Below are 26,252 nucleotides of genomic sequence, written 5' to 3'. Positions count from 1 at the left end.
CGGTGACGGCGCACGCCGGTCAGCGTGTGTGACCGGCGGAACGTGTTCGGGGACGGTCAGCTACGGCTGGGATCTGACACGGTCGTAGACGGCGAGGTAGTCGGTGACCATCCGCTCCGCGCTGAAGCGCTGTCGAGCCCGCGCCCGGCAGGCGACCCGGTCAAGGCCGACGACCCGGGTCACCGCGTCGACGGCCTGCTCGACGGTGTGGACGAGGCACCCCGTCACGCCTTCGTCGACGACCTCCGGCATGGACCCTCGCGCGTACGCGACGACCGGTGTGCCGCAGACCATCGACTCCACCACCGACAGGCCGAACGGTTCGTCGAAGGCGATCGGATGCAGCAGGGCAGCGCTGGCGCCCAGCACCTCGGCGCGTCGTCGGGGACCGACCGATCCGAGGTAGACGACCTGGTCGCCGTCGATGTGCGGGGCCACCTGCTCGGCGAAGTACCGTTCGTCCTGCACGATGCCGCAGATGGTCAGGGGTCGACCGGCGAGGCGGGCGATCTCGATCGCGGTGTGGGTGCCCTTGTCGGGGTGGATCCGGCCGAACGCGGCCAGCCCAGGGCCGGCATCACGGGTGAACGGCAGACCGGTGAGGTCGACGCCGTGCTGCACCGTGGCGACGTAGTCGAGTTCCGGCGACCGGTCGGCGTCGGAGATCGACACATACGACGATCGGGCTCGGGCGTAGGCCGGCAGGATCCCCGCTCCCGAGAATCCGTGCACGGTCGTGAGCAGTGGTGCTCGGCAGTGCTCCGCGAAGGCCAGCGGCAGCCAGTCGAGGTGGCTGTGCACCAGGTCGAACTCTGCAGAGCGGGCAAACGCGTGGGAGACGTGCATCGCCTCCCATACCCGGCCGTCCATGTCCGGGTCGTCGGCGTACCCCCGGGAACACACACCGTCGAGTCGGGCGGAGGTGACCGAGTCCAGCGTCGCGAAGAGGGTCACGTCCACGCCACGGGCGACCAGCCCTTCGGCGAGCAGGCCGGTCACCTGTTCCCAGGGGCCGTAGTGGTGCGGGGGCGTACGCCAGGCGACCGGTCCGAGCAGCGCAACCCTCACGGGGATGGAGCGTCGGCGAGGTCAGCCGGGTCGAGATGCAGGGTGGCGAGCAGGCCGGAGTGCTTGGCCGGGTCCACCCGCTCGGGCAGCTCGCGCTCGACCCAGTCGGCCCTGGCCTGCTGGCCGCGGTCACGAAGTGCGTTGACGATCCTGTGCTTGGCGATCCTCATCTGGTGCTCCCTGGTTGAGCCGTCCGGAATATTCCTGCGCGTGGACGGCGGTGCGAAAGCGCGGGTGGGATGCCGTGTCATCACCGCAAGCCCGATTGGGCCGTGGTCGGGCGACATACCTACCGTACGCCCCCAACCTGTACGGCTGCTTGCGCACCGACGGCGCGGCTCGTCGCAAGCCTTCTGCGCAGCCGGGTTGTTCACCCCAACCCGACTGCCGCCACCGTCAAGGCTGGTGCGGTCGGTTGCGGATCAGGGTGAGCGCGAGAACGGCGGTAGCGAGGAAGACGATGCCGGTGACCCACAACCCGGCCTGAACTCCGGAGGTCAGGGCCTCGGCGAGCGCCGCCCGTACCGGATCAGGCAGCGGTTGGTCGCCGGTGGCGCCGGTGGCCGCCGCCGCCTGTACGGCGGCCCGGGTGGGCGCGTCGACCTGGTGGGCGGCGAGCCGGTCGGGCAGGTCGGCCAGCATCGTGGTGGTGAGGAGCGTGCCCAGCAGGGACGAGCCGAGCACCGAGCCGACCTGACGGGCGGCGTTGACCGCGCCGGAGGCCATGCCCGCCTGGGCGGGTGCGACGCTCGCCAACGCCGCCGCGGCCGCCGGGGCGACTACCAGGGCGCTGGCCGCGCCGAACAGGGCGAGCAGCGGCCAACGGTGGGCGAACGGGGTGGTCGGGCCCTGGGCGGCCAGCCCGAAGCTGGCCAGGGCGCCGAGGACCAGACCGGCGGTGAGGGGCGCCTTGAACCCGGTACGCCGAATCAGTCGCCCCGCGCCGAAGGCCGTGACCGCGTACACGCCGAAGAGGACGAGCATCCGCCAGCCGGTGTCCAACGGGCTGAGCGCCTGGGCGCGTTCGTGGAACAGGACGAGCAGGATCGCCACGCCGGTGAAGCCGAACAGCGACACCGCGGCGACGACCATGACCGCGCTGAACGATGCGGACCGGAACAGGCGTACGTCGAGCATCGGCGCGCTGGCGCGCAGTTCGACAAGCACGAACGCGACAAGCGCGGCTGCCGAGGCGACCCAGGCCGACGCCACCACTGGGCTGGTGTAACCGTCCCGGCCACCCCGGATCATGGCGTAGACGGCGGCGGCGATGGCGACGGTGCCGAGCAGCAGGCCGGGTACGTCGATGCGGGCCGCGCTCGGCCGGGACTCGACCACTCCGATCGCGGCGACGACCAGGGTGACCACGCCCAGCACGATCGCGGAGATGTAGACGCTGTGCCACGAGTGGTGCCGCAGCAGCGCCCCGGCGATCAGCGGGCCGACCGCGAGACCGACGCCGGAGGCCGCCGACCAGGCGGTGATGACCTCGGTGCGGCGGTGCGGGTCGGTGAAGGCCGCGCCGAGGATCGCCAGGCTGTTCGGGAGGATCAGCGCACCGCCGAGCCCCGCGACCAACTGACCGATGATCACCCAGGTCACGGTGGGGGAAGCCGCCACCACGGCACTGCCGGCGATCATGGCGAGGATGCCCGCGCTGAAGATGCGCCGACGCCCGTACCGGTTGCCCAGGGTGGCGGCGGACAGCACCACGCTCGCCACGACCAGGGTGTACGCGCTGGGAATCCAGATCAGGGTGGTGGCGTCGACCCGGAGGTCGCGCTGGATGGTGGTCAGGGCAGAGACGGTCGCGGTGATCTGGAGGAACGTGATCATCGCGCCCAGGCACATGGCGATCAGCGTGACCGCGGGGGAACCGCGGAGCGCTGAACGGGCGGTGGTTGCCGATCCGGGTGCGGGCGGCGCGGTAGCGCTGGTCGTCATGGGCATCCCTCGGGACGAGTCGGACTGACTTGCGTTTGCTGAAGTCAGCAATCACCGAGTGAAGCACCTGACTTGCCCCGCTGCAAGTCAGGTAAGCTGGAACACATGGGGGACCTACGGGATGACCGCGACTCCTGGTCGAACGCGAACTGCTCGGTGGCCCGGGCGATAGACATCGTGGGCGCCAGGTCGACGGTCCTGATCATGCGCGACGCGCTGCTCGGCACGCGCCGATTCGACGACTTCGTCCGCCGCGTCGGGATCGGCGAGCCCGCCATCGCCGCCCGACTCAAGGAAATGGTCGCCGCCGGCCTGCTCGAACGGATCCCCTACCGGGAGCCAGGCCAGCGCACCCGCCACGAATACCAACTCACCCCCAAGGGCCGCGAACTGCTGCCCGTCATCACCGCGCTCCGCAACTGGGGCGACACCTGGGCCGCCGACGAGGCCGGCCCGCCCATCGTCGCGACCCACCACGACTGCGGCCAACCCGTGCGGGCGGTACTCCGCTGCGCGGGTGGTCACGACGTCGACAGCGGCGACATCGACATCACCGCCGGGCCAGGCGCGATCCGACGCGATTGACGACCCACGCCGCCGGGGCGCGATCCGACGCGGCTAGGCCCTCGCCACCCGGGCGGCGATCCAACGCGGCCGACAACCCACGCCGCCCAGGCGTCATCCGCCGCAACTGACGCCCCGCGCCGCCCAGGCGCGATCCACACGGCTGGGCCCGGCCGCCCCGGCACCATCCAGGCTGTGCCCGGTCGCCCGGCCGCCCGGCCGCCCGGCACGATCCGACGCGGCTCACCCTCGCCGCCCCGGCGCAGCTGGCCCCGCGTCCCCGCAACCAGCCAACGACCGCCACCAGCTAATCGATCATGGGCGATAAATTGTCGTACGCCTGTCCTAATCTCAGGGCATGGTCGAGGAGTTGGCGCAGGCGGACGACGCGGTCGCTGCCTGCGTCGATGCCACCGTCTGGCCCCTCACGGACCACGAGCTGATCGCCGCGCTCGACGCCGCGCACCGTCTCCAACAACGCCTCTCCGCCGTCACCCTGGCCCTGGTCCGCGAGCTGGACGGGCGCGGCACCCCCGTGACACAGGGTGCCTCCGGCACCACGGTCTGGCTGCGCGAACGACTCCACCTCACCATCCCCGCCGCCCGCCGACTCGTGGACCTCGCCACCGCCCTGGACAGCGGCAACCCCGGGATCAGACAGGCACTTGCCGACGGAGAGATCACCCTTGACCAGGCGCGGGTCATCGCCGACAGCGTCGACACCGTGCAGGCCACGGCGGGCACGGAGGCCGCCGACAAAGCCGTGGGTGTGCTCACCGAATGGGCCAGGCAGTTCGACCCCACCCTGCTGCGCAAACTCGGCACCCGCATCCTCGACCACGTCGCCCCCGACATCGCCGACGCCGCCGCAAAGACCGCGCTGGAAGCCGAAGCACGCCGGGCGGCCCGCGATCGCCACGTGACCCTCTCCGCGCTGTCCGACGGCCGACTCCGACTGACCGGCACCCTCGACGCCGAAACGGCCGACCTGTTCCGCGCCGCCATCGACCCGCTGACCGCCCTGTCCGGCCCGGACGACCGACGGTCCCCCGGGCAACGACGCCATGACGCCCTCGCCGACGTCTGCCGACTCAGCCTGCGCACCGGCGACCTACCAGAGCACGGCGGTGACTCGGCCCAGATCGTCGTCACCACCACCTACAACGGGCTCGTCGGACAACTCGGCGCGGGCACCCTCGACGCCGGCTTCCGACTCACCCCGGAGACGGTCCGCCGGCTCGCCTGCGATGCCGCCATCCTGCCCGCCGTGCTCGGTGCGGCCTCCCAACCACTCGACGTGGGGCGGCAACGGCGGCTCATCACCGGGCCACTACGACGCGCCCTGGTCCTCCGTGACCGCGGATGCGCTTTCCCCGGCTGCGACCGGCCACCCCGCTGGTGCGATGCCCACCACATCCGACACTGGGCCGACGACGGCCCCACCAGCCTCGCGAACGCCGTGCTGCTCTGCGCCCACCACCACCGCCACATCCACCACAGCGACTGGGCGGTGCGGCTGGGCGGCGACGGGCACCCGGAGTTCATCCCACCCGCATGGCTCGACCCCGACCAACTCCCTCGCCGCAACCAGTACCACCGACGAACATGAGCAGCCAGCACGCCTCAACGGCCCGTCGGCTTCCTCCACAGTGATCGCCCGTACGACGCGCTCGACGGCACGGCACGTGCACGGCCGCGAGTGTGCGGGGTACCCGGAACTGCGGGGCTAAATGACGCGCAAAGTGCCCGTTGTGTTACGAGCTTGTTTCCGAGATGACAGCCAGGTTACGAGTGCTTCTCGTTGATCGGTACCGCTCCTAGGTTTCGGCCACCGTCATCAGTCGTGGCGGCCGGCACCGAACGTGGAGGCAACGACGTGCCACAACCGAACGCACATCGGACCGGACGGGCCAGGCGCGGGGCCAGCATGCTGGCCGCCGTGGCGCTGACCGCGGCCGGCCTGACCAGCCTGCCAGCCAGCGCCACCGCCGCGCCGGCCAGCAGCGGACCGACCGCCCGCTACCTCGTCCAGCTTGATGAGGAGCCGCTGGCCACCTACACCGGCGGTGTTCCCGGGATCGCGGCGACCAAGCCGAGCGGCGGCGCCAAGCTGAACCGCACGTCGGGCAACGCCAACGCGTACCGGGATCACCTGCGCCAGCAGCGCAGGTCGGTGCTGGACCGCGTCGGCGTTCCGGCCGATCGCACCCGCGTCACCATGGAGACCGCGTTCAACGGCTTCGCCGCCGACCTGACCGGGCCGCAGGCCGCCCGGCTCCGCGCCACCCGTGGCGTGCGGGCGGTGTACGAGAGCCAGAAGGTGCACGCGACCACCTCGCACACCCCCGACTACCTGGGCCTGACCGGCAAGGGCGGGGTGTGGAAGAACGAGTTCGGAGGTGACTCCCGCGCGGGCGAGGGCGTCATCGTCGGGATCATCGACAGTGGCTACTGGCCGGAGAGCGCGAGCTTCGCACCGCTGCCCAGCCCCCGCCCCGACCAGGCGGTCATCGACGCCAAGTGGAAGGGCACCTGCGACGTCGGCATCGAGGCGCCGGTCACCTGCAACAACAAAGTGATCGGAGCCCGCTGGTACAACGACAGCGGGATCGCCGACGCGTTCCCGGACGACTACTCCTCGCCCCGCGACCGCAACGGCCACGGCACCCACACGGCCAGCACCGCGGCGGGCAACCACGGCGTACGGGCGACGTCGGGCACTCAGGACCTGGGCATGATCTCCGGCATGGCGCCGGCCGCGCGGCTGGCGATCTACAAGGCGTTGTACGACAACGGCGCGGGCGGGGCGACGGGTACCGACGTCGACATCGTGCACGCCATCGACGACGCGGTCGCCGACGGCGTCGACGTGATCAACTATTCGATCGGTGACGACACCGAGCGGTTCGGGGCGATCGACGCGACGTTCTTCAACGCCGCCGCCGCCGGGGTCTTCGTCGCTGCCGCCGCCGGTAACTCGGGGCCGTTCGCCAACACGGTCGACAACTCGACGCCGTGGCTGACCACCGTGGCCGCGAGCACCACCGACCGGCAGAACACCCGGAAGCTCACCCTCGGCAACGGCACCACCATCGCCGGTGTGGGGATGGGCGCGACAGGTGTCGGGCCGGCCCGACTCGTCTTCGCCAAGGACAGCCCGCTCGACCCGGACGGTGCCTACGGTGCCAGCTTCTGCGCCGACGACACGTTGGACCCGGCCAAGGTCAAGGGCGCGATCGTGCTCTGCCTGCGCGGCGAGGTCCCGCGTACCGACAAGAGCATCGAGGTGGCACGGGCCGGCGGCGTCGGCATGGTGCTGTACAACGACGAGCTGAACTCCCTCAACGCCGACGTGCAGACGGTGCCGACCGTGCACATCAACGAGGTCGACCTCGCCACCGTCACCGCGTACGTCGCGAAGGGCAACGCCAAGGCCACCATCTCGCCGAGCAAGCTGGAGATTGTCGAGGCGCCCTCGGTCGCCGCGTTCTCCTCGGCGGGCCCGTCGAACCTGAACGCCGGTGAGCTGCTCAAGCCGGACATCAGCGCGCCCGGTCAGGACATCGTTGCGGCGTTCTCCCCGTCCATCGGCGGGAACAAGTTCGCCCTGGAGTCGGGCACCTCGATGGCGGCGCCGCACATCGCCGGTATCGCCGCCCTGCTGCTGGCCAAGCACCCCAATTGGTCGCCGTCGGCGGTCCGCTCGGCGCTGATGACCAGCGCGGTGGACCGGACCGACAAGGGCAACCCAATCAAGATCGGCACGTACGACGCCACCCCGCTCAACTACGGCGCCGGCCAGGTCGAGCCCGGCAGCGCCTTCGACCCGGGCCTGGTCTACGACTCCAACCAGGAGGACTGGATCCAGTACCTGTGCGGGGTGTCCGCCGACCGTGGCGGCGACTACGGGCTCGCCGACCTGCCCGGCTGCGACACGATCGGCGCGATCGACACGGCCCAGCTCAACTACCCGTCGATCGCGCTGGGTCGGATGGTGGGCAAGCAGAAGGTCACCCGTACCGTCACCAACGTCAGCGACAAGACCAGCACCTACACGTCGTCGGTGCAGGCCCCGCCGGGCTACAAGGTCAAGGTCACCCCGGCCAAGATGCAGATCAAGCCCGGCCGGACCGCCAGCTTCACCGTGGAGGTCACCAACACCGACGCCCCGTTCGACGCCTGGGCCGACGGTTCGCTGACCTGGCGCGACCAGTTCAAGCACGAGGTGCGCAGCCCCGTGGTCGTGCACAACTCCGGGCTGGTCGCCCCCGACGCCATCACCGGCGCGGGCACCTCCGGCAGCGTCCGGATCGCCGCCGAGGCCGGCTACAAGGGCAAGCTGATCTCCCAACTCTCCGGCCTGACCTCGGGCACCCGCACCGTTGTCACCCTGCACGGTGACGGGCCGAGCTGGGACTGGAGTTCGTCGAACAACCTGCCGGTGCCGCTGCCCGCGTCGATCAGCCGGACCACGCTGCACGTACCGGCCGGCACCCGCAGCCCGCTCATCCAGGTGACCTCGGAGCGGCCCACCTGCTCGCACATCGACTGGGATGACGAGGAGGGGGTGATGGAGTGCACGGAGTTCAGCCTCAACGTCTACGACAAGGCCGGCAAGTTCGTCACGGCCACCGCCAGCGGCCGGGACGGCGCCAAGGTGTCGCTGCCGGACGGTGCCGGGGACTACATCGTGGTCGTCGAGCAGGAGTTCACCGAGAACATGCCGACGGGCGCCAACGCGTACACCATCACCAGTTACCTGCCGGGCGCGGCGGGCACCTCCACCGGCCGGTTCACCATCGACCCGAAGCAGCGCAGCGTGCAGCCGGGCGCTACGGCGAACCTGACCCTGCGCTGGTCCGGCCTCGCCCCGGGGCTGCGCTACATCGGGCTCGTGGAGTTCCGCAACGGTGACGGCTCGCTGAAGACCGTGCCGGTCACCATCCAGTCCTGACCGCTCCCCCACCCGGCGGACCGGCGTGTGACCCAGGTCACCACCGGTCCGCCAGATGGCCGGCGGGAACCGCGGGGGTGATCTGCTCGGCCCCACGGTGATCGACGGCGGCGAGGACAAGACGCGGGGCGGCGGGGGCCCATCTCCCGTCCGCCCCGAACGTCTGCGCGGACCGGTCGAGTTCGTCGGACGAGCGGCAGAGCTGGCCCAGCTTCGCCGGCTCGTCGAAGCCCCGCCATGCCTGATCCTGCTGGAGGGCGAGCCCGGGATCGGTAAGAGCCGACTCGTCTCCGAGTTGCTCGCCGACCTCCCCGGGCGCCACCTGGTCGGCGAGTGCGACGACGTGCCGGAGCCCTTCCCGCTCGGCGTGCTGCTGGACGCGATCCGGGGCAGCGCCGACCGACTCGGCGCGCTCAGCCCGGTGGCTGGCGCCCTCGCGCCGCTGCTGCCCGAACTGGCCGACGCGCTGCCCGACGCGCCACCCCCGTTGACCGACCCGGCGGCCGAGCGGCACCGCCTGCTCCGGGCCGTAGCCGCAGTGCTGGCCGCGTTGGCCCCCGCGACGCTGCTCCTTGAGGACCTGCACTGGGCCGACCCGGCGACCTGCGAGTTCCTCGGCTACCTCAGCACCCACCCGGTGGACGGGCTGGCGGTGGTGCTCACCGCCCGCACGCCGGCACCGGGAGGCAGTACGCCGATCCACGACGCGCTGGCGCGAACTCCACCATGGACCGTCACCCGTGTCACGCTCAGCCCGCTGGACGCCGACGACGTACGCCGGCTGGCCGCCCGGACCCTGCGGCTCGACGATCCGCCGCAGCAACTGACCGCCACCCTGCTCGATCGCACCGCCGGCATCCCGTTCGTGGTCGAGGAGGTGCTGCGTACGCTCGCCGAGCGGGGCGGCGACCCGTTGGCGGACGACAGCGTCCCGTTCGTCCTGCGGGACGTGCTGCTCTGGCGGCTGCGTCCGCTCGACGAGGCCACCCGAGAGGTGCTCGGTGCCGCCGCCGTGTTGGGGTTGGCACCGGACCAGCGGATCCTCTCCTCGGTGCTCAACCTGGACAGAGTGGCGGTCGGCGCGGCGTTGGGCGCGGCCCACCGGGCGGGCCTGTTGCACGACGCCGGGGACGGCCTGCGGTTCCGCCACGACCTGGCCCGGCAGGTGGTGTACGACCTGGTGCCCCGGGAGAGCCGCGAGTGGCTGCACCTGCGTGTCGCGCGGGTGCTGGAGCAGGAGCTGCCGAAGCCTGTCGCGCAACTCGCGCACCACTATCGCCGGGCCGGCAGCGGAGCCGACTTCGTCCGCAACGCCGAGGCCGCCGCCGACCTGGCCACCGAGCGAGGCGACGACGCGACCGCCGCCAGCTTCCTGCTCCAGACGATGGACGTCGCCGAGCTTCCCCGACCGGTACGCGTCCGGCTCGCCGCCAAGTTGGGCCGGTCGGCCATCGACGGGCTCAGCCAGGCGGAGGCGATCCCCGTGCTGGAACGACTGCTCGCCGACCGGCGGCTGCCACCCGGCGCCCGGGGCGAGCTGGGACTCGTGCTCGGGCGGATGCTGCGTCAGCAGGGCGAGGCACTGCGCGGGTACGCCGAAATCGAGCGTGCCGTGCCGTACCTGCGCGCCCCACGCCGCAAGGCCCCGGCCCTGGCGGTGCTGGCGGCCCCGGACACCGTAGTCGGCCGGCACGTCGACGACCACCTGGCCCGCTGCGCGGAGGCGGAGAGCGCCGCGACGGCCAGCGGGGACCCGGCGGCGCACCTCGCGGTCCGCATCGCCCGCGCCTCACTGCTGCTGGAGCTGGGTGACCCGGCAGCCTGGACGATCATCACGGAGTTGCGCGCCTCCGCCGAGTTGGCCGACCGGCCCCGAGAGCATGCTCGGGCCTGCCTGAACTGGGCGCAGGGCGCGTTGCACGCCGGGCACCCGGAGCAGGCCGAGGCGCTTCTGGCGGCGGGCCGGGGGTTGGTCGACGAGACCGGGTACGAGCGGCTGACTACCCTGGTGGAGGTCACCGAGTTGTCGATGGACCGCGCTGCCGGACGACTCGACGGGCTCGCCGAGCGGCTCACCCGGCTGGTCGCCACCTCGGAACGGATGCCGGTCACCCTGCTCGACGCGCGGGTCGAACTGGCGACGGTGCGCGCCCGTACCGCCGTCGACGCCGACGAGGTGGAGACGGCCGAACGGGCGCTGCGGGAGGTGGTGGCCGACGCCCGGCGGGTCGGCGCGATCTGGCCGCTGGTGCAGGCGCTCTCGGCGCTGGCCCGGCTGACCCTCGCCGAGCGACCGGACGAGGCGGTGCGGCATGCTACGGAGGCGCTGTCACTGGTGCGCGGCAAGGGCATCCTGGCGTGGGCCGCCGACGCGGTGCTGGTGCTGGCCGAAGCCGCCGACGCGGCGGGTGAGCCGGCGCGGGCCGCGGAAGCGGTGGCCGAACTGGAAGCCGGCATCGCGGGCCGCGACGCGCCGCTCGCCCTGGCCGCACTGCACCGATGCCGGGAACTCGTCCCCGCCTGAGCCGACCCACGCGCGAAGCCAGCGCCACCCTGGACGGTGCGGTGGCGGGCCGCCGGACGACGGCCCGCCACCCTCTGGATCAGAGGACGATCTGGTGCACCCGGTCGTCCACGCCGCGCACCGCCAGCCAGGCGCTGCCGTTGGCGCCGGCCGCCGCCCCCGGGGCGCCCCGGAAGGCGTCGGTGGCGAACTCACCACGGCGGAACCAGCCGCCCCAGGCGCCATCGGCCAGGTTGCGCTGCCAGAGCCGGTTGTCGGCGGCCAACGCGAACAGGTAGACCCGGCCGGACGTGGCGAGCAGGGTCGGGCTGCCGCTGGTGGTGCCGCCCAGGTTGGTCCAGGCCGACCAGGTGGTGCCGGTGCGGCTGCGCCACCACACCTCGTCGGTCCGGCTGCGAACGGCCACGTGCAGCACACCCGCGTCGTCGACGACCGCACTCGGCCGGCCGTAGATGGGCCGGTCGTCGGGAGCGCCGATGCCGGTCCAGCCGGTGCTCGGGGTCCGCGACCAGAGCTTGCCGTCGGCGCCACGGACGACAAGCGTCCACTGCGTCGGGCTGGTCCACGCCACGGTAGGCCCGTCGGTCAGCGTGCCACCGAGGCTCCGCCACGGCCCCCACTTCCCGGCGACGTAACTGCGCTGCCAGGCCGCGTTGTCGGTGCCCCGCACGAAGACGTCGATCCGGCCGTCCGCCGAGCCGTACGCCGCCGGCTGGCCGAGGATCCGGCCGCCGACCGGGCCGCCGAGCGAGGTCCAACCGGTCCCCCACGTCGTACCGGAGCGGGTGTTCATCGCCAACGCGCCGCGCGCGTCGCGGACGAAGGCGGTGGCGTGCGTGTCGTCCACCCGGACCAGCGCGGGGCTGGCGCTGGCGGTGCCGCCGAGGCTGGCGCCGGCGACCTGGTCAGTGCCGGTCAGACCCAGCATGGCCACGCCGTGCGCCGGGACCTCGACGGTGTACGAGCCGGTGAACGGCTGGACACCGGCGGTGCCGGGTACGGCGTCGACGTTGGCACGCGTCCACAGGTCACGAACGCGGACCGAGCCGCCGAGCGCAACGTCGGCGAAGGTCACCGTGATCTGCTGCGCGGTGTCGTGCCGGTTGAGCAGCGCGACCGCCCGCCGGCCGGCGCCCGTGAGCACCTTGCTCCAGACCTGCGCGTCGGTGCCGGTGTCGGCGACCTTGATCCCCTGGCGGACCAGCGGGTCCTGGTCCACCGCGATGATCTCCGGGTTGGTAAGCGCCGAGATCATCTCGTTCGGCAGGCCACGCGGGTCGGAGCCGATCACCAGCGGCGCGGCCATGATGGCCCACATGCCGAGCTGCGTCTTGGATTCCTCCAGGCTCAGCTCGTACCCGCCGTCGGGCAGCGGACGCATCGGCAGCAGGTAGTCCGGGTCGTTGTAGTGCCCCGGCCCGGTGGCCGCCGGGTGGTACGCGTTGACGTCCATGTTGCGCAGGACCCATGGGAACGCCCACTGCGGTGTCGGGTCGGTCAGACCCACGTCGGTGTACGTCCGCCACGAGTCGGCGACCGTCGGCGCGTACGTGTAGCTCCAGGTGGAGAGCTGCTCCGGGGTGTACGGCCCGCCACCCCAGTCGGAGCTGACCGGGTTGCAGATGTTGAGCAGCATCGGCCGGGGCGACTGGCGTACCGCCTCGGCCAGTTCACGGAAGGTGGCCTCCGGGTCCAGGCCGGCGGCCCGGCCGCAGAGCCAGTCGGCCTTGAGGGCGTCGAATCCCCAGCCGGCGAACTGGGCGACGTCGGCGGCGTAGTGGCCGTTGCTGCCGAGCCCGCACTGCCCCGGCAGGTACGGGCCGGCGTCGGTGTAGATGCCGGCCTTCATGCCCTTGCTGTGGATGTACGCGGCGAGCGCGGCCATCCCACCGGGGAACCGGGCCGGGTCGGCGACGAGCTGACCGGCTTCGTTACGCGGGGTGGGCGCGGCCCAGTTGCCGTCGATCCAGACGTAGGTGTAGCCGGCGTCGCGGAGGCCACTGGTGACCATGTGGTCGGTGACCGACCGTACTTCGGCCTCGGTGGGGTCGCCACCGAGGCCGAAGTAGGTGTTCCAGCCCTGGTAGGGCGTGGGGGCGAGCCCGCTGTTGTGAAACGTCGGCGCGCCCTGGTCTTCGGTGCCGGTCGCGGCCGGGGCGTGACCGGGTCTACCCGGCCCGCCCGGTCCGTGGCCGGCGGGCGGCGGGGGTGCCTGCGGTGGGCCGGCGTTGGCCGGCAGCGGGCCGACGACGCCCAGGCCGAGCACGGCCAGGGCGACGGTCAGCGGTCGGATCAGGCGCATGGTGGTACTCCTGTCCCTCGGGGGTGGGGTGGTGGTGCTCCGACCTCAGTCGCGGGTCAGCACGATGAGGTCGGCGTCGTGGGTCGGGCTCCACCGCACCGGCAGACCGACGGCGCTGAGGTGGCTGCCGGAGTAGTGCCGGTCGCCGTGCCGGTAGCGCGCCGCGGGGTCGAGCCCGCGCAGCGGCAGCCGCACCGGGCGGGACGGGAGCAGGCCGGTGCCGTCGAGCCGGCCGGTGTGCCAGGCCAGCACGACCACCCGGCTTTCGTCCGGCGCCGTGTACTGCACCGCGCAGCGCGCCTGGTCGGGGCCGCCGATCAGGTGCACCTCGCCGTACGTGACGACGTCCCGAATCTCCTTGTACCGGGCGATCCAGCCGGCGGCCTCGGCCCGCTCGGCCGGGGTCCAGGCCCGGATGTCCGCGCCGATGCCGAGCACACCGGCCATCGCCAGGACGAAGCGGAACGCCAGCGAGCGGGGACGCGGGTCGAACAGGCCGGGCGCGTCGGTGACCCAGGAGCTGAGCAGGTGCGGTGCGTTGGCGTGCAGGAAGCCGTACTGGATGGCCAGCCGGTCCAGTGGGCCGGTGTTGTCGCTGGGCCAGAACACGTCGGCGCGGGCGGCCATCGCCAGGTCGGTCCGCGCGCCACCGCCGGCGCACGCCTCGATCAGCACGCCGGGGTGGTCCCGGCGCAGCCGCTCGTAGATCCGGTGCAGGTTGGCGACGTGCGCGCCGTCCAGGTCGAGCGGGCCGACCCCGCCCGGCCGTCCCGGCTCGGTACGCGGGCGGTTGAAGTCCCACTTCAGGTAGTCGATGTCGTACCGGCGCAGCAGACCGTCCACTGTGGAGTGGACGAACTCGGCGACCTCCGGTCGGCCCAGGTCGAGCAGGTACTGGTTGCGTACCGGGGTGAGCGGCCGGCCGTCGACGGCGTAGACCCACTCCGGGTGCTCGGCGTAGAGCGCGGACTTCGGGTTGACGCACTCCGGCTCGACCCAGAGCCCGAAGTTCAGCCCGAGCGCGCGGACGTCGGCGATGAACGCGTCGAACCCGGCCGGGAACTTCGCCGGGTCGGGCGTCCAGTCGCCCAGTCCGGCGGTGTCGTCGTTGCGGCCGACGAACCAGCCGTCGTCCACGACGAACGTCTCCACGCCCAGCTCGGCGGCGATTCTGGCCAGCGCAAACTGGCTCTGCGCCTCGACCGCGAAGTAGGTGGCCTCCCAGGAGTTGTAGAGCACCGGACGCGGGGTGAGCCGCTCGGCGGCGAGCAGCCGCTGGTGGGTGTGCCAGACCCGGGCCAGCCCGTCCAGGCCGTCCGGGCTGTATGCCCCGGTGGCCACCGGCAACGTCAGCCGCTCACCGGGGGCCAGGTCCAGCGGACCGTCGACGAGGTGACGGCCGGCCCGTACCCGGGTCAGGCCGCCGGTGTCCCGCTCGGCGCTGATCTCCCACGAGCCGGTCCAGGCCAACGCCACCGCCCACGCCGGACCAGCCGGCTCGGCGGTGTCCCGCACGGCCAGCCAGGGCACGTGCAGATGCCCGGGTACGCCCTGGGAGCTGCCGACGGAGAACGTGCCGTGGCCCAACTCGACATGGGAGAGCTGGAACTCCTGCGCCCACTGCCCCCACTGGTGGCTGAGCAGCGCGCCGTGCGGCGTCGGTACGCAGAACCCGGCCGACCCGGCCCGGACCACCCGCAGCGGCCCGGTGCCGGCGTTGGTCAGCTCGACCCAGCGCTGCACCACGTCGGTGCCGGCGGGCACCCGGTAGTGCACGGTGGCGCGCAGCCCGGTCACCGGGTCGGCGAAGTCGACTGCCAACTCCCGCCCGTCGGCGGCGGCCCGCACGTCGGTGTGCACGAAACCGACCCGGCGCTCCCCGGCAGGGGTCTCCACCACCAGGTCGGCGCCCGTGAACGGGCGGTCGGCGTCGGTGGCGTACTCGATGGGGGCGGCGTCCCCGGCGGTGAGGAACGGGACCGGGCCGTCGTAGGCGACCGGCGACGGCCCCTCCGAGACGCCGTGCGGACCCCACGCGACCAGTTCCAGCCAACGGCCGTGCGCCGGCACGGTCACCGTGTACTCGGTGTGCGCGCCGCGCAGCGTCCAGCGCTGCCCGGACGCGGCGGTCACTTGACCGCTCCGAGCGCCAGGCCGGAGACGAAGTGCCGCTGGAAGCGGAGGAAGACCGCGACGGTCGGGACGGCCGCGATGACCGTGCCGGCGGCGATGACGTTCCAGGACGAGACGAACTGGCCCTGGAGGGCGAGCAGTGCCGGGGTGACCGGCATGTTGTCGTCGGTGCGCAGCACGGTGATCGCCCAGAGCAGGTCGTTGAAGATCCAGGTGAAGGAGAGCGCGCCGAGGGCGGCCAGCGCGGGCCGGGTCAGCGGCAACATCACCCGGGTGAAGATCTGCGCCGTGCCGGCACCGTCGATCGTCGCCGCCTCCTGGATCTCGCCCGGCAGGTCCCGCATGAAGCCGTGCAGGACGAAGGTGTAGAAGCCGAGCCCGAAGCCGACCTGCACGGCGATCAGCGCCCAGAGCGTGTCGTACAGGCCGGTCAGCTCGCTGAACTTCGCCACCGGGATGAGCAGGATCTGCGGCGGCAGGAGGTTGCCGGCGAGCATCAGCAGCAGGATGGTCCGCCGGCCGGGGATCCGGAAGCGACTCAGCGCGAACGCGGCCATCGCGGCCAGCCCCAGGCTCAACGCCACCGACGGAATGGTGACCAGCATGCTGTTGATCAGGGCGCGCAGCTCACCGCCGTCGGTCCAGGCCTGCTGGTAGGTGTCGAGCGTGAACGACCGGGGCAGGCTGCCCACGCCGTGCGCGGCGATGTCGTCGAACGATCGGGTGGACATCACCACGACCCAGATCACCGGGCCCAGCCACAGCAGCGAGAGCAGGATCATGCCGGTGTGGAAGGCCCCGGTGCGGAGCTTGTTCATCACGCTTCCTCCCGGAACGCGCGGACCAGGTAACCGAGGATGACGGCCAGCGCGAGCACGAAGATCACCACGGCGATCGCGGAGGCGTAGCCCAGCCGCAGACTCTGGAACGCGGTCGAATACATGTAGGTGCTGAGCAGCTCCGACGAGTGGTACGGCCCGCCCTTGGTCAGCGACCAGACGATGTCGAACGACCGCAGCGAGTCGATCACGATGACCGACAGCACGACGGCGTTGACCCCCTTGAGCTGGGGAATCGTGACGTGCCGCAGGCGCTGCCAGGAGTTGGCGCCGTCCATCCGGGCCGCCTCGTGCAGCGCCGGGTCGATGGCCTTCAGCCCGGCCAGGAACAGCACCATCACGTAGCCGATCTGCCGCCACAGCGCGGGCAGGATCACCGCGTACAGCGCGGTCTGCGGGTCGGCGAGCCAGGGCCGGATCAGGTGCTCCAGGCCGACGGCCCGCAGCACCGTGTCGGCGATGCCGTCGGGCTGGTAGAAGACCCGCCAGACCAGCGCCGTCACCACCAGCGAGAAGACCACCGGGGTGAACAGCGCGGCCCGGTAGAAGCCGACCCCACGCCGCTCCTTCTGCAGGACCAGCGCCATGCCGAAGCCGCCCAGCACGGAGAGGCCACCGAAGAGCACCAACCAGATCACGGTGTTGACCAGCGCACCCCGGAAGGTGGCGTCGCTGGCCAACTCGACGTAGTTGTCCACCCCGACGAAGCTGGGCGCGGACATGCCGTCCCAGCGGGTGAGGGAGAACCAGAAGCCCTGGAGCGCCGGCCAGAACACCCAGATGCTCTCGACCGCGAACGGCACCAGGACGAACGCCACCAGCAGCGGCGACAGTCGAGCCGACCGTCGCCGCCGCCGAGTGGGGGTGACCGAAGTCGTAGAGATCGTTGCTGTCACGTCAGCCCTTGAAGACCTTCTCGGCGCCCGCCTGCCACTCCCGCAGGATCGCGTCGATCTGGTCCGGCTTGTCGATGAACTTGGTCAGCGCGGTGTCCGCGGTCGGCTGGAGCGCGTCGCTGGAGTCGCGGTTGAAGAACTGGGTCAGCTCCTTGGCCTCGTCGAGCATCGCCTTACCCTTGACCACCAGCGGCGAGTCGGACGCCTTGGCCTTCGGGTTGGCCGGCAGCACGATGCCGGAGCTGGCCTTGACGTACGCCTCCTGGGCCTCGACTCCGCCGAGGTAGGTGAGCAGGGCCTTCGTGCCGGTCGGGTTGCCGGTCTTCGCGCTGGCGAAGAAGCCGTCCGTCGGGGCCTCCTCGGCCAGGGGCACCGCCGGGTCGATGATCGGGAACCGGAAGAAGTCCAGGTCACCGAGGGCGTCCTTGGGTGCCGCGTCGGCGAAGAACGTGCCGATCAGGAACATGCCGGACTTGCCGGCCAGCAGCGCGGTGGTCGCCTCCTGGAACGGGTACGCCTTGCCCTTGGGGTCAAAGTAGGGCAGGGCCTCGCGCCAGCGGGTGAAGACCGCCTTGACCTTGGGGTCGTCGAAGCGCTGCTTGCCGGCGAGCAGCTCGCGGTGGAACGGCGCGCCGTTGATCCGGATGTTCAGGTAGTCGAACCAGGCCGAGGCGATCCATGGGGTGTCGCCGAGGCCGATGCCGATCGGCGGGATGCCCTTGCTCTTCAGCGTCTCGCACAGGGCCAGGAACTCGGTCCAGGTCTTCGGCTCCTGCACGCCCCACTTGGCGAAGTTGGACTTGCGGTAGAAGAAGCCCCACCAGTAGTTGTTCATCGGCATGAAGACCTGCTTGCCGCTGGCGTCGGTGGAGAGCGTGCGCAGCGACTGGGGGTAGTCGCCCAGTGACTTCCAGACGTCGGAGACGTCCAACAGCAGGCCACGGCTGGCGTAGTCGTTGGCGACCGAGCCCGCGTACCAGGTGTAGAGGTCCGGCGGGTTGGCGGAGGTCAGGTAGGTCGGCAGCTGGGTCCGGAAGGTCTCCGAGGCGACCGTGTTGAGGCTCGCCGTGCCCTTGCCCTGCGCGTTGAAGGTCTCGATCAGCTTCTCCATCGCCACCTTGGCCTGCGGCGAGGAGAGGTTCGACTGGATGGTTACCGCGCCGGAGCCGTTGCTCGTCGTCGGCCCGCTGGCAGAGCTGGCGCACGCGCTGAGCAACGAGCCGGCACCGAGGGCGCCGAGGCCGGCAAGCCCGAGGTGGCCAAGGAATCGCCGGCGACCGGGGTCGAAGTCGCTCACGAGGGTGTCCTTCCTCTACGACACGCAGCGTCACGACGCAATGTGTCGGCCATGTGAATGTGTGTGACCAGAAGGTTGCATCGGCCCTCGCCGCCTGTCAAGATATCTTCGTAATTAATGATTATTCGAGATCAAGGCGAGGGTCAGGAGGATCAGCCTATGCGCCGGCTTGAAGGCAAGAACGCGCTGGTCACCGGAGCGATGGGCGGGATCGGCGCCGCAATCGCCCGGCGGCTCGCCGCCGAAGGAGCGGCAGTCGCGCTGCTCGACGTGACCGACTCCGGCCCGCTGGCCGACGAGCTGACCGCACGTGGCGACCGGGCACTGTCCGTAATCGGCGATGTCAGTGACGACGCCGACTGGACGGCCGCCGTGGCCGCCGTGCGGGCCGGGCTCGGCCCGGTCGACATCCTGGTCAGCACCGCCTACGCGGTGCAGGTCGCTCCGGCCCACGAAACCAGCCGGCAGTCATGGGACCACCAGCTCGGCGTCAGCCTCACCGGTTCCTTCCTCGGCGTCCGCGCCTGCCTGGACGACCTGCGGGCACGGTCTGGCGCGGTGGTGCTGATCTCGTCGGTGCACGCCCTGGTCGGGCTGCCCGGCCGTCCCGCGTACGCGGCGGCCAAGGGCGGCCTGGTCGCGCTCGGCCGCCAGCTCGCTGTGGAGTACGGCCCACGGGTGCGGGTCAACACCGTGCTGCCCGGGCCGATCTTCACCGCCGCCTGGGCCGACGTGTCCGAAGAGGACCGCCAGCGCAGCGTCGACGAGACCGTGGCCAAGCGGTTCGGCACACCGGACGAGGTGGCCGCGACCGTGGCGTTCCTCGCCTCACCGGACGCCGCCTACGTCACCGGCGCGAGCCTGGTGGTGGACGGTGGCTGGACAGCGGTGAAAACCTCGGCCTGAGCAGATCGATACCGACACCAGCGAGAAGGCCAGGAAACCATTGGCACAGTACGCAAGCCGCGGCGTCCACGGGCAGACCGTCGAGGCCATCGCCCGCCGCATCCTCACCGGTGAGATCGCCGCCGGGTCGACGTTGAACATCGCCGCTCTGCAGGAGGAGTTCGACGTCAGCCTGACGGCGCTGCGCGAGGCGCTGAAGGTCCTCTCGGCCAAGGGCATCGTCGACGCCCGGCAGAAGCGCGGCACGTTCGTCCGGCCACGGGCCGACTGGAACCTGCTCGACGGCGACGTGATCCGCTGGCAGTTCGCCGAGGGCCCCCACGAACGGCTGCTCGACCAACTGCACGAGGTCCGCGCCATCATCGAGCCGGCCGCCGCGCGGCTGGCCGCCCTCCGGTGCACCGACGACGACGTCGCCGCACTGGACCGGGCGCTGACCGAGATGGCCGAGGCCGACGGTGATCCCATCGCCGCCGTCGCCGCCGACCTCGCCTTCCACCGCGGGCTGCTCGCCGCCACCCACAACGAGCTGCTGGAGCGCATGGAGGTGGTGATGGAGACGGGCCTCGCCGAACGGGACCGGCTCGTGCACGGCGGCGCCGCCCACGACGACCCGGTGCCGAGTCACCGCGCGGTGGTCGACGCGCTGCGCGCCCGGGACGAGACAGCGGCCGAGACCGCCATGCGTGAGTTGCTGGACAAGGCCGTCCGCGACGTCGAAAAGGCACGGGGACGAAGGGGCAGTCAGTGAAGATCGAGCGGATCGAGACCTTCCTGGTCGCGCCACGGTGGTTGTTCTGCCGGGTGGAGACCGACGACGGGCTCGTCGGGTGGGGTGAGCCGGTGGTCGAGGGGCGCGCCGAGGTGGTGCGCAGCGCCGTCGAGGTGCTCTCCGAATATCTGATCGGCGAGGATCCACTGCGGATCGAGCAGCACTGGCAGGTGCTCACCAAGGGCGGCTTCTACCGCGGCGGCCCGATCCTCTCCAGCGCGGTCGCCGGCCTCGACCAGGCCCTCTGGGACATCGCCGGGCAGGCGTACGGTGCGCCGGTGCACGCGCTGCTCGGTGGGCCGGTACGGGACCGGGTGCGCGTCTACTCGTGGATCGGCGGGGACGAGCCCGGCGAGGTGGCCGACGCCGCCGCCGCACAGGTCGCCGCCGGTCTCACCGGCGTCAAGATGAACGCGAGCGGGCGACTGTCCCCCATCCCCACCTCCGCCGAGGTGGACGCGGTGATCGGCCGGGTCGCCGCCGCCCGGGAGGTGCTCGGCCCCGACCGGGACATCGCGCTGGACTTCCACGGCCGAGCCGGGCTGGCCGCGGTCCGGCGGATCCTGCCCGAGCTGGCCGGGCTGCGCCCGTTCTTCGTGGAGGAGCCGGTCCTGCCCGACCAGGCCCACCACCTGCGCGACATCGTCGCCAGCACCCCGATCCCGGTGGCCACCGGCGAACGCCTCTACGGCCGTTCCGAGTTCCTCGGCCCGCTACAGGCCGGGGTCACCGTGGTCCAGCCCGACCTGTCGCACGCCGGTGGCATCTCCGAGGTCCGCCGGATCGCCGCGCTGGCCGAGACGTACGGCGCGCTGCTCGCTCCGCACTGCCCGCTCGGGCCGATCTCGCTGGCGGCAAGCCTCCAGGTGGCCTTCGCGACACCGAACTTCCTGATCCAGGAGCAGAGCATCGGCATCCACTACAACGTGGGTTCCGAGCTGCTCGACTACGTGGTCAACCGGGAGCCGTTCCGGTTCGTGGACGGGCACATCGCCCGCTTCGACCGGCCCGGCCTGGGCATCACCGTGGACGAGGCGGCGGTCCGCGAGGCCGCGCGTACCCCGCACGCCTGGCGCAACCCGGTCTGGCAGCACCGCGACGGGTCGTTCGCCGAATGGTGACCGGGCTCGCGCCGGTCCCGCTGCGCGCGGCGTACGACGCGGCGCACGGCGGTCGGTGGACCAGCCTGCGCGGCGGCGGCCGGGAGTGGCTGTGGCAGGGCCCGGAGCCCGGCCGACACGAGGTACGCCCCGGCGACGCGTTCGTCGACGCCGGCGGGCTGGAGGAGTGCCTGCCCACCGTGCGCGGCGAGCCCGACCACGGCGAGGTGTGGCCGCGCCCGTGGCGAACCGCCGGTCCCGACAGCGCCGGTCCCGACGCCGCCGGTCCCGACACCGCCGGCCCCGACGCCGCCGGCCCCGACGCGGCCGGGCCGGACAGCGTGGTCATCGAGCGGCCGACGTTCACCCTGACCCGCCGGATCAGCGAATCCGGCGGCGTGGTGGTGGCCGACTACCGACTGGCCGCCGACCCCGGTTACCGGTTCGTCTGGGCCGCGCACGCCCTGCTCGACCTCTCCCCCGATGCCCGCCTCGACGCACCCGCCGGCACCCCCACCCGACTGCACCCGGAGGCCGCGGCCCTGCTGCCGCCGGGCACCTGGCCCGGTGACGACCCCTGGCTGACCGGGCCGTGGCCGGCTCCGGCCGGGCTGCCGCTGGACACGTTCGGCCCGGCCGACGGCACCGCGCTCGGCGCGGTGCTGCTCGACTGCCCGGTGGTCCGGGTGACCGACGGCCCCGACCGGCTGACCCTGGCGCTGGAGTGCGACGGGCAGCCCCGCAGCACCGCGCTCTGGCGCAACCTGGGCGGCTGGCCGGCAACCGCCCCCTACCGCAGCCTCGGCGTCGAGCCGATGCTCGGCGCCGCCTTCGACCTGGCCGACGCCGGCCCGGCCGACGCGGCGATCGTTCCACCCACCGGTGAGGTCGCCTGGCGGCTCACCATCTCCGCCCACCGCATCCACTGAGGACATCCGCGATGAACCTGATCGACGAGCTGCGTACCCACCGGTTGCTGGCCATCGTGCGCGGCCCGGACCCGGCGGCCGCGCTGGCCTCGGTGCTCACCCTGGCCGAGAGCGGCGTCGCGCTTGTCGAGGTCTCGCTGACCAGCGCCGACGCGCTCGGCATCATCCGGAGCGCCCGGGTCGCGCTCGGGCCCGACTTCGCCCTGGGCGCGGGCACCGTGCTCACCGTCGAGGACGCCCGGGCGGCGGCCGACGCGGGCGCCGGCTTCCTGGTCACCCCGGCGCTGGCGCCGAGTGTCACCGAGGCCGGCCGGCTCGGCCTGCCGGTGCTCGCCGGTGCCCTCACCCCCACCGAGGCCGGCCGGCTCGGCCTGCCGGTGCTCGCCGGTGCCCTCACCCCCACCGAGGTCGTGCAGGCCGCCAGTGCGGGGGCCACCGCGGTCAAGCTGTTCCCGGCCTCCCTCGGCGGGCCCGGCTACCTGGGCGCGCTGCGTGACCCGTTCCCCGACACCGCGTTCGTGCCGGTCGGTGGGGTCGACGCGGACAGCGTCCGGGGCTATCTGGACCGGGGGGCGGTCGCGGTCGGCGTCGGCTCCCCGCTCCTCGGCGACGCCGTCCGCGGCGGCGACCTGGCGGCGCTGCGCGAGCGGGCGGCCACCTTCCTCGCGGTGGTCCGCTCGTGACCGACCTGCTCACCCTCGGCGAGACCATGGCGGCCTTCCGCACCACCGGCCCGCTGCGACTGGGCGGCACCGCCGGGATCTCCGTCGCCGGGTCCGAGTCGACTGTGGCGATCGGGCTGGCCCGGCTCGGCCATCGGGCGGCCTGGGTCGGGGTCACCGGTGCCGACGAGCCCGGCGAACTGATCCGCCGCACGCTGCGCGCCGAGGGCGTCGACCTGACCTGGGCCCGGGTCGATCCGGCGGCCCCCACCGGGCTGATCCTCTTCGAGGCCCGGGTCGCCGACATCAACCGGGTCACCTACCACCGCGCCGGGTCCGCCGGCTCGCGGCTGCGCCAGGCCGACGTCACGCCCGCGTTCGACCCTTCGGGCCGGCCACCCCGGCTGCTGCACGTCACAGGCATCACCTGCGCGCTCGGCGTCGAGCCGTACGACGCGGTGGTCACAGCGGTGCGGCTCGCCCGCGCGGCGGGCAGCACCGTCTGCCTGGACGTCAACCACCGCAACCGCCTCTGGTCGGTCGACGAGGCAGCGGCCGCGCTGCGACCGCTGCTGCCCTCGATCGATCTCGTGGTCGCCTCCGACGACGAGCTGGCCGTCCTGACCGACGCCGCCGACCCGGTCGCCGCGCTGCGCGAGGCCGGCGTGACCGAGGTTGTCGTGAAGCACGGTGCCGGCGGGGCCACCAGCCACAGCGCGGCCGGCACCGTGCACCGGCCGGCCCGGCAGGTGCCGGTGGTGGACACCGTGGGCGCCGGCGACGCCTTCGTGGCCGGTCTGCTCTCCGGCTGGCTGGACGACGCCGACGTGCCGGCCCGGCTGGACCGGGCGGTCACCACCGGCGCGTTCGCCGTCGCCACCCGGGGTGACTGGGAGGGCCTGCCCGACCGGGCGGAGCTGGGGCTGCTCGACCACGGCCCCGGCGGTACGGTCCGCTGACCGGTGCGGCGGCCGGCCTCGGCCGCCCGAGATCGTTGGAGGAGCACGATGGAGCTGACCGAGCCGACCGTCTGGAGCACCGACCGGTTGGAGCTGGGCGAGGGGCTGCGCTGGGTCGACAACCGGCTGGTCCTGGTCGACCTGCTCGCCGGCCGGCTGTTGGAGACCGACGGCGACGCGCCGGCCCCGCTGCGGGAGCTGCGCCGCCTCGACGTGCCACTCGGCGCGATCGCCCCGGTGGCCGACCGCCCCGGTGAGTGGTTGGCCGCCGCCGGCACCGGCGTCACCCTGCTGCCCACCACCGGTGACCCTCGGCCGGTCGCCGACCTGGTCGGCGACGCGCCCGAGCCGACCCGGATGAACGACGCGGTCGCCGACCCGCACGGCCGCTTCTGGGCCGGCAGCATGACGTACGCCGGGCTGCCCGGAGGGGGCACGCTGTACCGGCTCGCCCCGGGCGCGACGCCGGTGCCGGCGGTGACCGGGCTGAGCATCCCGAACGGGCCGGCGTTCGACGCCACCGGCACCACCATGTACCTGGCCGACTCCCCGCGCGGCGAGGTCGACCGGTTCACCGTCGACCCGGCCACCGGCGACCTGCACGGGCGGGAGCCGTTCCTTCGACTGGACGACTCCGACGGCAGCCCGGACGGGATGACCGTCGACGCGGCCGGGCACCTCTGGGTCGCGCTGTGGGGCGGCTCGGCGGTACGCCGCTACCGGCCCGACGGGACGCTGGACCGCCAGATCCGTCTCCCCGCCCGCCAGCCGGCCGGCATCTGCCTGGGCGGCCCCGACCTGCGGCGGCTCTTCATCGGGACCGCCCGGCTCGGGCTCGCGGAGGCGAGCGCGGTCGACGGTGCGCTGCTCGCGATCGACGTCGAGGTCCCCGGCCTGCCCACCGCGACCGCAGCCGCACCCGCCGCGAGCTGAGCCGGCCACGGTCGGCCCGCCGTGCTCGCCGTGCTCGCCGTGCTCGCCGTCGAGCAGGACGGGTGGGCCGACCGATCCCCGGCCCACCCGTCCTGCTCCCGGCGTTTCCGGTGGTGGGCAGGCATGGCTGGTCGGCCGGCGGGTAGCCGGTCAGGTGGCCGACTGGGGCAAGGTGTTCATCCCGGACACCCCGCTGTTGGAGATCGTGATCCGGGGCAGCGTCATGTACCTCGCCCTGTTCACGCTCCTTCGGGTCATCCTCAAGCGGGAGAGCGGCACCACCGGCGTCACCGACCTGCTGGTGATCGTGCTGCTCGCGGACGCCGCACAGAACGGCATGTCCGGCGGCTACAACTCGATCACCGACGGGCTGCTGCTGGTCGGGGTGATCATCGGCTGGTCGTACCTGTTGAACGCCGTCGCGTACCGCTGGCAGGCCGCCGCCCGGCTGATCCGGCCCAGCTCGCTGGTGCTGGTGCGGGACGGGCAGGTCATGCGGGAGAACATGCGCCGCGAACTGATCACCAACGAGGAGTTGCACACCCTGCTGCGGCAGCAGGGCGTCACCGACCTCGCGGACGTCCGCGAGGTGCGGATGGAGCCCGACGGCCGGTTCAGCGTCACCACCCGTACGCCCGGCCGGCACCGCAACGGTCGCAGCGCGAGCGGCTTCGGCTGACGGTCGAACGATTCGGGGGCAGAGGCAGCGTCAGCCGGTCGGCAGGTTCCGGTCCAGCAGGTCGAACAGGGCGACCCAGTGCCGTTCGGTGGCCTGCTCGTCGTACGCCGGCGTGTCGGCCATGGTGTAGCCGTGGTGGGCGCCCGCGTACACCTCCGAGCCGTACCGGACACCGGCGGCGTCGAGCGCCTTCTCCAGCGTCGCGATCTGCTCGGGCGTCATCGACTGGTCCGCTTCCGCGTGCCCGAAGTACACCTCGCCGGTGATCGAGCCGACGCCCAGGTGTGGGCTGTCCGGTGCGTCCGTGACGATCCGCCCGCCGTGGAAGCTGGCCGCCGCGGCGATCCGGTCCGGGTGCGCCTCGATGGCCAGCAGCGCGTTCGTGCCACCCATGCAGTAGCCGGTGATCGCGACCGGGCCGGGTCGGACGTCGTCGCGGGCCGCCAGGAAGTCGAGGTACGCGGCGGTGTCCCGGTTGATCACGTCGGCGGTCAACGCGCGGATCAGCGGCATGACCTTTTCGATGATCGCGCCGCGCTGGGCGGGGTCGCCGAGGCGGGACAGGTCGGCAAGTGGCGCCCGGCCCGCCCGGTAGAGCAGGTGGGGCGTCAGCACCAGGTAACCCCGGGCGGCGATCCGCTCGGCCATCTCCACCAGGCGCGGGCGCGGCCCGAAGGCGTCCATGAAGAGGAGCACCGCCGGGAACGGTCCGTCCCCGTCCGGCCGGGTCAGACACGCGTCCGCCACTCCGTCGCTGGTCGGGATGTCCACCGTCGTCGTCTGCACCGGGC

Annotated in this window: 21 protein-coding genes; 12 read left to right on the top strand and 9 right to left on the bottom strand. The window is 72.5% G+C overall.

The genetic code is table 11. The annotated features are described in order from the left end of the window. Positions 1-60 precede the first annotated feature (60 nt). The 3 genes from ABZ808_RS12590 to ABZ808_RS12580 all read right to left on the bottom strand — a co-directional run bounded on the left by ABZ808_RS12590 (position 61) and on the right by ABZ808_RS12580 (position 3,012). Complete coding sequence (locus ABZ808_RS12590; RefSeq protein ID WP_357004478.1) at positions 61-1,068, bottom strand: glycosyltransferase family 4 protein; 1,008 nt, start codon at positions 1,066-1,068, stop codon at positions 61-63. Then, positions 1,065-1,238: a hypothetical protein gene (locus tag ABZ808_RS12585; RefSeq protein WP_357004476.1), complete on the bottom strand. Its 174-nt coding sequence runs from the start codon at positions 1,236-1,238 to the stop codon at positions 1,065-1,067. Before ABZ808_RS12585 ends, ABZ808_RS12590 begins: the two co-directional genes overlap by 4 nt. Positions 1,239-1,464: 226 nt before the next feature. Beyond that, positions 1,465-3,012, bottom strand: coding sequence for an MFS transporter (locus ABZ808_RS12580; RefSeq protein ID WP_357004473.1), 1,548 nt, complete (start codon positions 3,010-3,012; stop codon positions 1,465-1,467). A gap of 105 nt (positions 3,013-3,117) precedes the next feature. Between ABZ808_RS12580 and ABZ808_RS12575 the strand changes: the two genes are divergently transcribed. The 4 genes from ABZ808_RS12575 (at position 3,118) to ABZ808_RS12560 (ending at position 11,054) form a co-directional block, all read left to right on the top strand. Then, positions 3,118-3,597 carry a helix-turn-helix domain-containing protein gene (locus tag ABZ808_RS12575; RefSeq protein ID WP_357004470.1) on the top strand — a complete coding sequence of 160 codons (480 nt, stop codon included), beginning with the start codon at positions 3,118-3,120 and terminating at the stop codon, positions 3,595-3,597. Between the two features lie 337 nt (positions 3,598-3,934). After that, a complete protein-coding gene (locus ABZ808_RS12570) occupies positions 3,935-5,185 on the top strand; it encodes a DUF222 domain-containing protein (RefSeq protein WP_357004467.1) in 1,251 nt (416 codons plus the stop codon). A 330-nt stretch (positions 5,186-5,515) separates the two neighbouring features. Further along, positions 5,516-8,530 carry a S8 family serine peptidase gene (locus tag ABZ808_RS12565; RefSeq protein ID WP_357004464.1) on the top strand — a complete coding sequence of 1,005 codons (3,015 nt, stop codon included), beginning with the start codon at positions 5,516-5,518 and terminating at the stop codon, positions 8,528-8,530. 55 nt (positions 8,531-8,585) lie between these two features. Beyond that, positions 8,586-11,054, top strand: coding sequence for an AAA family ATPase (locus ABZ808_RS12560; RefSeq protein ID WP_357004461.1), 2,469 nt, complete (start codon positions 8,586-8,588; stop codon positions 11,052-11,054). 79 nt (positions 11,055-11,133) lie between these two features. Here the strand turns inward: ABZ808_RS12560 and ABZ808_RS12555 are convergent, their stop codons facing one another. The 5 genes from ABZ808_RS12555 to ABZ808_RS12535 form a co-directional block, all read right to left on the bottom strand. Next, positions 11,134-13,356: a glycoside hydrolase family 27 protein gene (locus tag ABZ808_RS12555; protein ID WP_357004458.1), complete on the bottom strand. Its 2,223-nt coding sequence runs from the start codon at positions 13,354-13,356 to the stop codon at positions 11,134-11,136. Between the two features lie 45 nt (positions 13,357-13,401). After that, positions 13,402-15,489, bottom strand: coding sequence for an alpha-galactosidase (locus ABZ808_RS12550; RefSeq protein ID WP_357004455.1), 2,088 nt, complete (start codon positions 15,487-15,489; stop codon positions 13,402-13,404). Further along, entirely contained in the window at positions 15,486-16,307 is an 822-nt protein-coding gene (locus ABZ808_RS12545; RefSeq protein ID WP_357004452.1) for a carbohydrate ABC transporter permease, read from the bottom strand. Before ABZ808_RS12545 ends, ABZ808_RS12550 begins: the two co-directional genes overlap by 4 nt. Beyond that, positions 16,307-17,146 (bottom strand): sugar ABC transporter permease, encoded by an 840-nt coding sequence (locus tag ABZ808_RS12540; RefSeq protein ID WP_357004449.1) that lies wholly within the window; start codon positions 17,144-17,146, stop codon positions 16,307-16,309. The genes ABZ808_RS12545 and ABZ808_RS12540 overlap by 1 nt, the downstream gene beginning before the upstream one ends. 79 nt (positions 17,147-17,225) lie before the next feature. After that, positions 17,226-18,521: an extracellular solute-binding protein gene (locus ABZ808_RS12535; protein WP_357004446.1), complete on the bottom strand. Its 1,296-nt coding sequence runs from the start codon at positions 18,519-18,521 to the stop codon at positions 17,226-17,228. A 159-nt stretch (positions 18,522-18,680) separates the two neighbouring features. Here ABZ808_RS12535 and ABZ808_RS12530 point away from each other — a divergent pair, with 159 nt between their 5' ends. The 8 genes from ABZ808_RS12530 to ABZ808_RS12495 all read left to right on the top strand — a co-directional run bounded on the left by ABZ808_RS12530 (position 18,681) and on the right by ABZ808_RS12495 (position 25,461). After that, positions 18,681-19,427, top strand: coding sequence for an SDR family oxidoreductase (locus tag ABZ808_RS12530; protein WP_357004442.1), 747 nt, complete (start codon positions 18,681-18,683; stop codon positions 19,425-19,427). A gap of 40 nt (positions 19,428-19,467) precedes the next feature. Then, a complete protein-coding gene (locus tag ABZ808_RS12525) occupies positions 19,468-20,178 on the top strand; it encodes a FadR/GntR family transcriptional regulator (protein WP_357004440.1) in 711 nt (236 codons plus the stop codon). Further along, positions 20,175-21,320, top strand: coding sequence for a galactonate dehydratase (gene dgoD / locus ABZ808_RS12520; RefSeq protein ID WP_357004436.1), 1,146 nt, complete (start codon positions 20,175-20,177; stop codon positions 21,318-21,320). Before ABZ808_RS12525 ends, dgoD begins: the two co-directional genes overlap by 4 nt. Continuing rightward, positions 21,314-22,228: a hypothetical protein gene (locus ABZ808_RS12515; protein WP_357004434.1), complete on the top strand. Its 915-nt coding sequence runs from the start codon at positions 21,314-21,316 to the stop codon at positions 22,226-22,228. Before dgoD ends, ABZ808_RS12515 begins: the two co-directional genes overlap by 7 nt. A gap of 11 nt (positions 22,229-22,239) precedes the next feature. Then, positions 22,240-22,911 (top strand): bifunctional 4-hydroxy-2-oxoglutarate aldolase/2-dehydro-3-deoxy-phosphogluconate aldolase, encoded by a 672-nt coding sequence (locus ABZ808_RS12510; RefSeq protein ID WP_357004432.1) that lies wholly within the window; start codon positions 22,240-22,242, stop codon positions 22,909-22,911. Next, positions 22,908-23,849 (top strand): sugar kinase, encoded by a 942-nt coding sequence (locus ABZ808_RS12505; protein WP_357004430.1) that lies wholly within the window; start codon positions 22,908-22,910, stop codon positions 23,847-23,849. Before ABZ808_RS12510 ends, ABZ808_RS12505 begins: the two co-directional genes overlap by 4 nt. Before the next feature lie 48 nt (positions 23,850-23,897). Further along, on the top strand, positions 23,898-24,782 hold the full coding sequence (locus ABZ808_RS12500; RefSeq protein ID WP_357004427.1) for an SMP-30/gluconolactonase/LRE family protein: 885 nt from the start codon (positions 23,898-23,900) through the stop codon (positions 24,780-24,782). Positions 24,783-24,936: 154 nt separating this feature from the next. Continuing rightward, a complete protein-coding gene (locus tag ABZ808_RS12495) occupies positions 24,937-25,461 on the top strand; it encodes a YetF domain-containing protein (RefSeq protein ID WP_357004425.1) in 525 nt (174 codons plus the stop codon). 30 nt (positions 25,462-25,491) lie between these two features. Here the strand turns inward: ABZ808_RS12495 and ABZ808_RS12490 are convergent, their stop codons facing one another. Continuing rightward, a complete protein-coding gene (locus ABZ808_RS12490) occupies positions 25,492-26,247 on the bottom strand; it encodes a dienelactone hydrolase family protein (RefSeq protein WP_357004423.1) in 756 nt (251 codons plus the stop codon). Positions 26,248-26,252 lie beyond the last annotated feature (5 nt).

Source organism: Micromonospora sp. NPDC047527 (genome assembly GCF_040643015.1).
Lineage (GTDB): Bacteria > Actinomycetota > Actinomycetes > Mycobacteriales > Micromonosporaceae > Micromonospora.
This window is presented reverse-complemented; position numbering and strand designations above follow the sequence as displayed.

What these genes read in the sequence shown, in the direction of transcription:
- ABZ808_RS12580 (WP_357004473.1), bottom strand. Translation starts at nt 3,012, where the DNA reads ATGACGACCAGCGCTACCGCGCCGCCCGCACCCGGATCGGCAACCACC.
- ABZ808_RS12585 (WP_357004476.1), bottom strand. Translation starts at nt 1,238, where the DNA reads ATGAGGATCGCCAAGCACAGGATCGTCAACGCACTTCGTGACCGCGGC.
- ABZ808_RS12555 (WP_357004458.1), bottom strand. Translation starts at nt 13,356, where the DNA reads ATGCGCCTGATCCGACCGCTGACCGTCGCCCTGGCCGTGCTCGGCCTG.
- ABZ808_RS12545 (WP_357004452.1), bottom strand. Translation starts at nt 16,307, where the DNA reads ATGAACAAGCTCCGCACCGGGGCCTTCCACACCGGCATGATCCTGCTC.
- ABZ808_RS12575 (WP_357004470.1), top strand. Translation starts at nt 3,118, where the DNA reads ATGGGGGACCTACGGGATGACCGCGACTCCTGGTCGAACGCGAACTGC.
- ABZ808_RS12510 (WP_357004432.1), top strand. Translation starts at nt 22,240, where the DNA reads ATGAACCTGATCGACGAGCTGCGTACCCACCGGTTGCTGGCCATCGTG.
- ABZ808_RS12570 (WP_357004467.1), top strand. Translation starts at nt 3,935, where the DNA reads ATGGTCGAGGAGTTGGCGCAGGCGGACGACGCGGTCGCTGCCTGCGTC.
- ABZ808_RS12500 (WP_357004427.1), top strand. Translation starts at nt 23,898, where the DNA reads ATGGAGCTGACCGAGCCGACCGTCTGGAGCACCGACCGGTTGGAGCTG.
- ABZ808_RS12560 (WP_357004461.1), top strand. Translation starts at nt 8,586, where the DNA reads ATGGCCGGCGGGAACCGCGGGGGTGATCTGCTCGGCCCCACGGTGATC.
- ABZ808_RS12530 (WP_357004442.1), top strand. Translation starts at nt 18,681, where the DNA reads ATGCGCCGGCTTGAAGGCAAGAACGCGCTGGTCACCGGAGCGATGGGC.
- ABZ808_RS12515 (WP_357004434.1), top strand. Translation starts at nt 21,314, where the DNA reads ATGGTGACCGGGCTCGCGCCGGTCCCGCTGCGCGCGGCGTACGACGCG.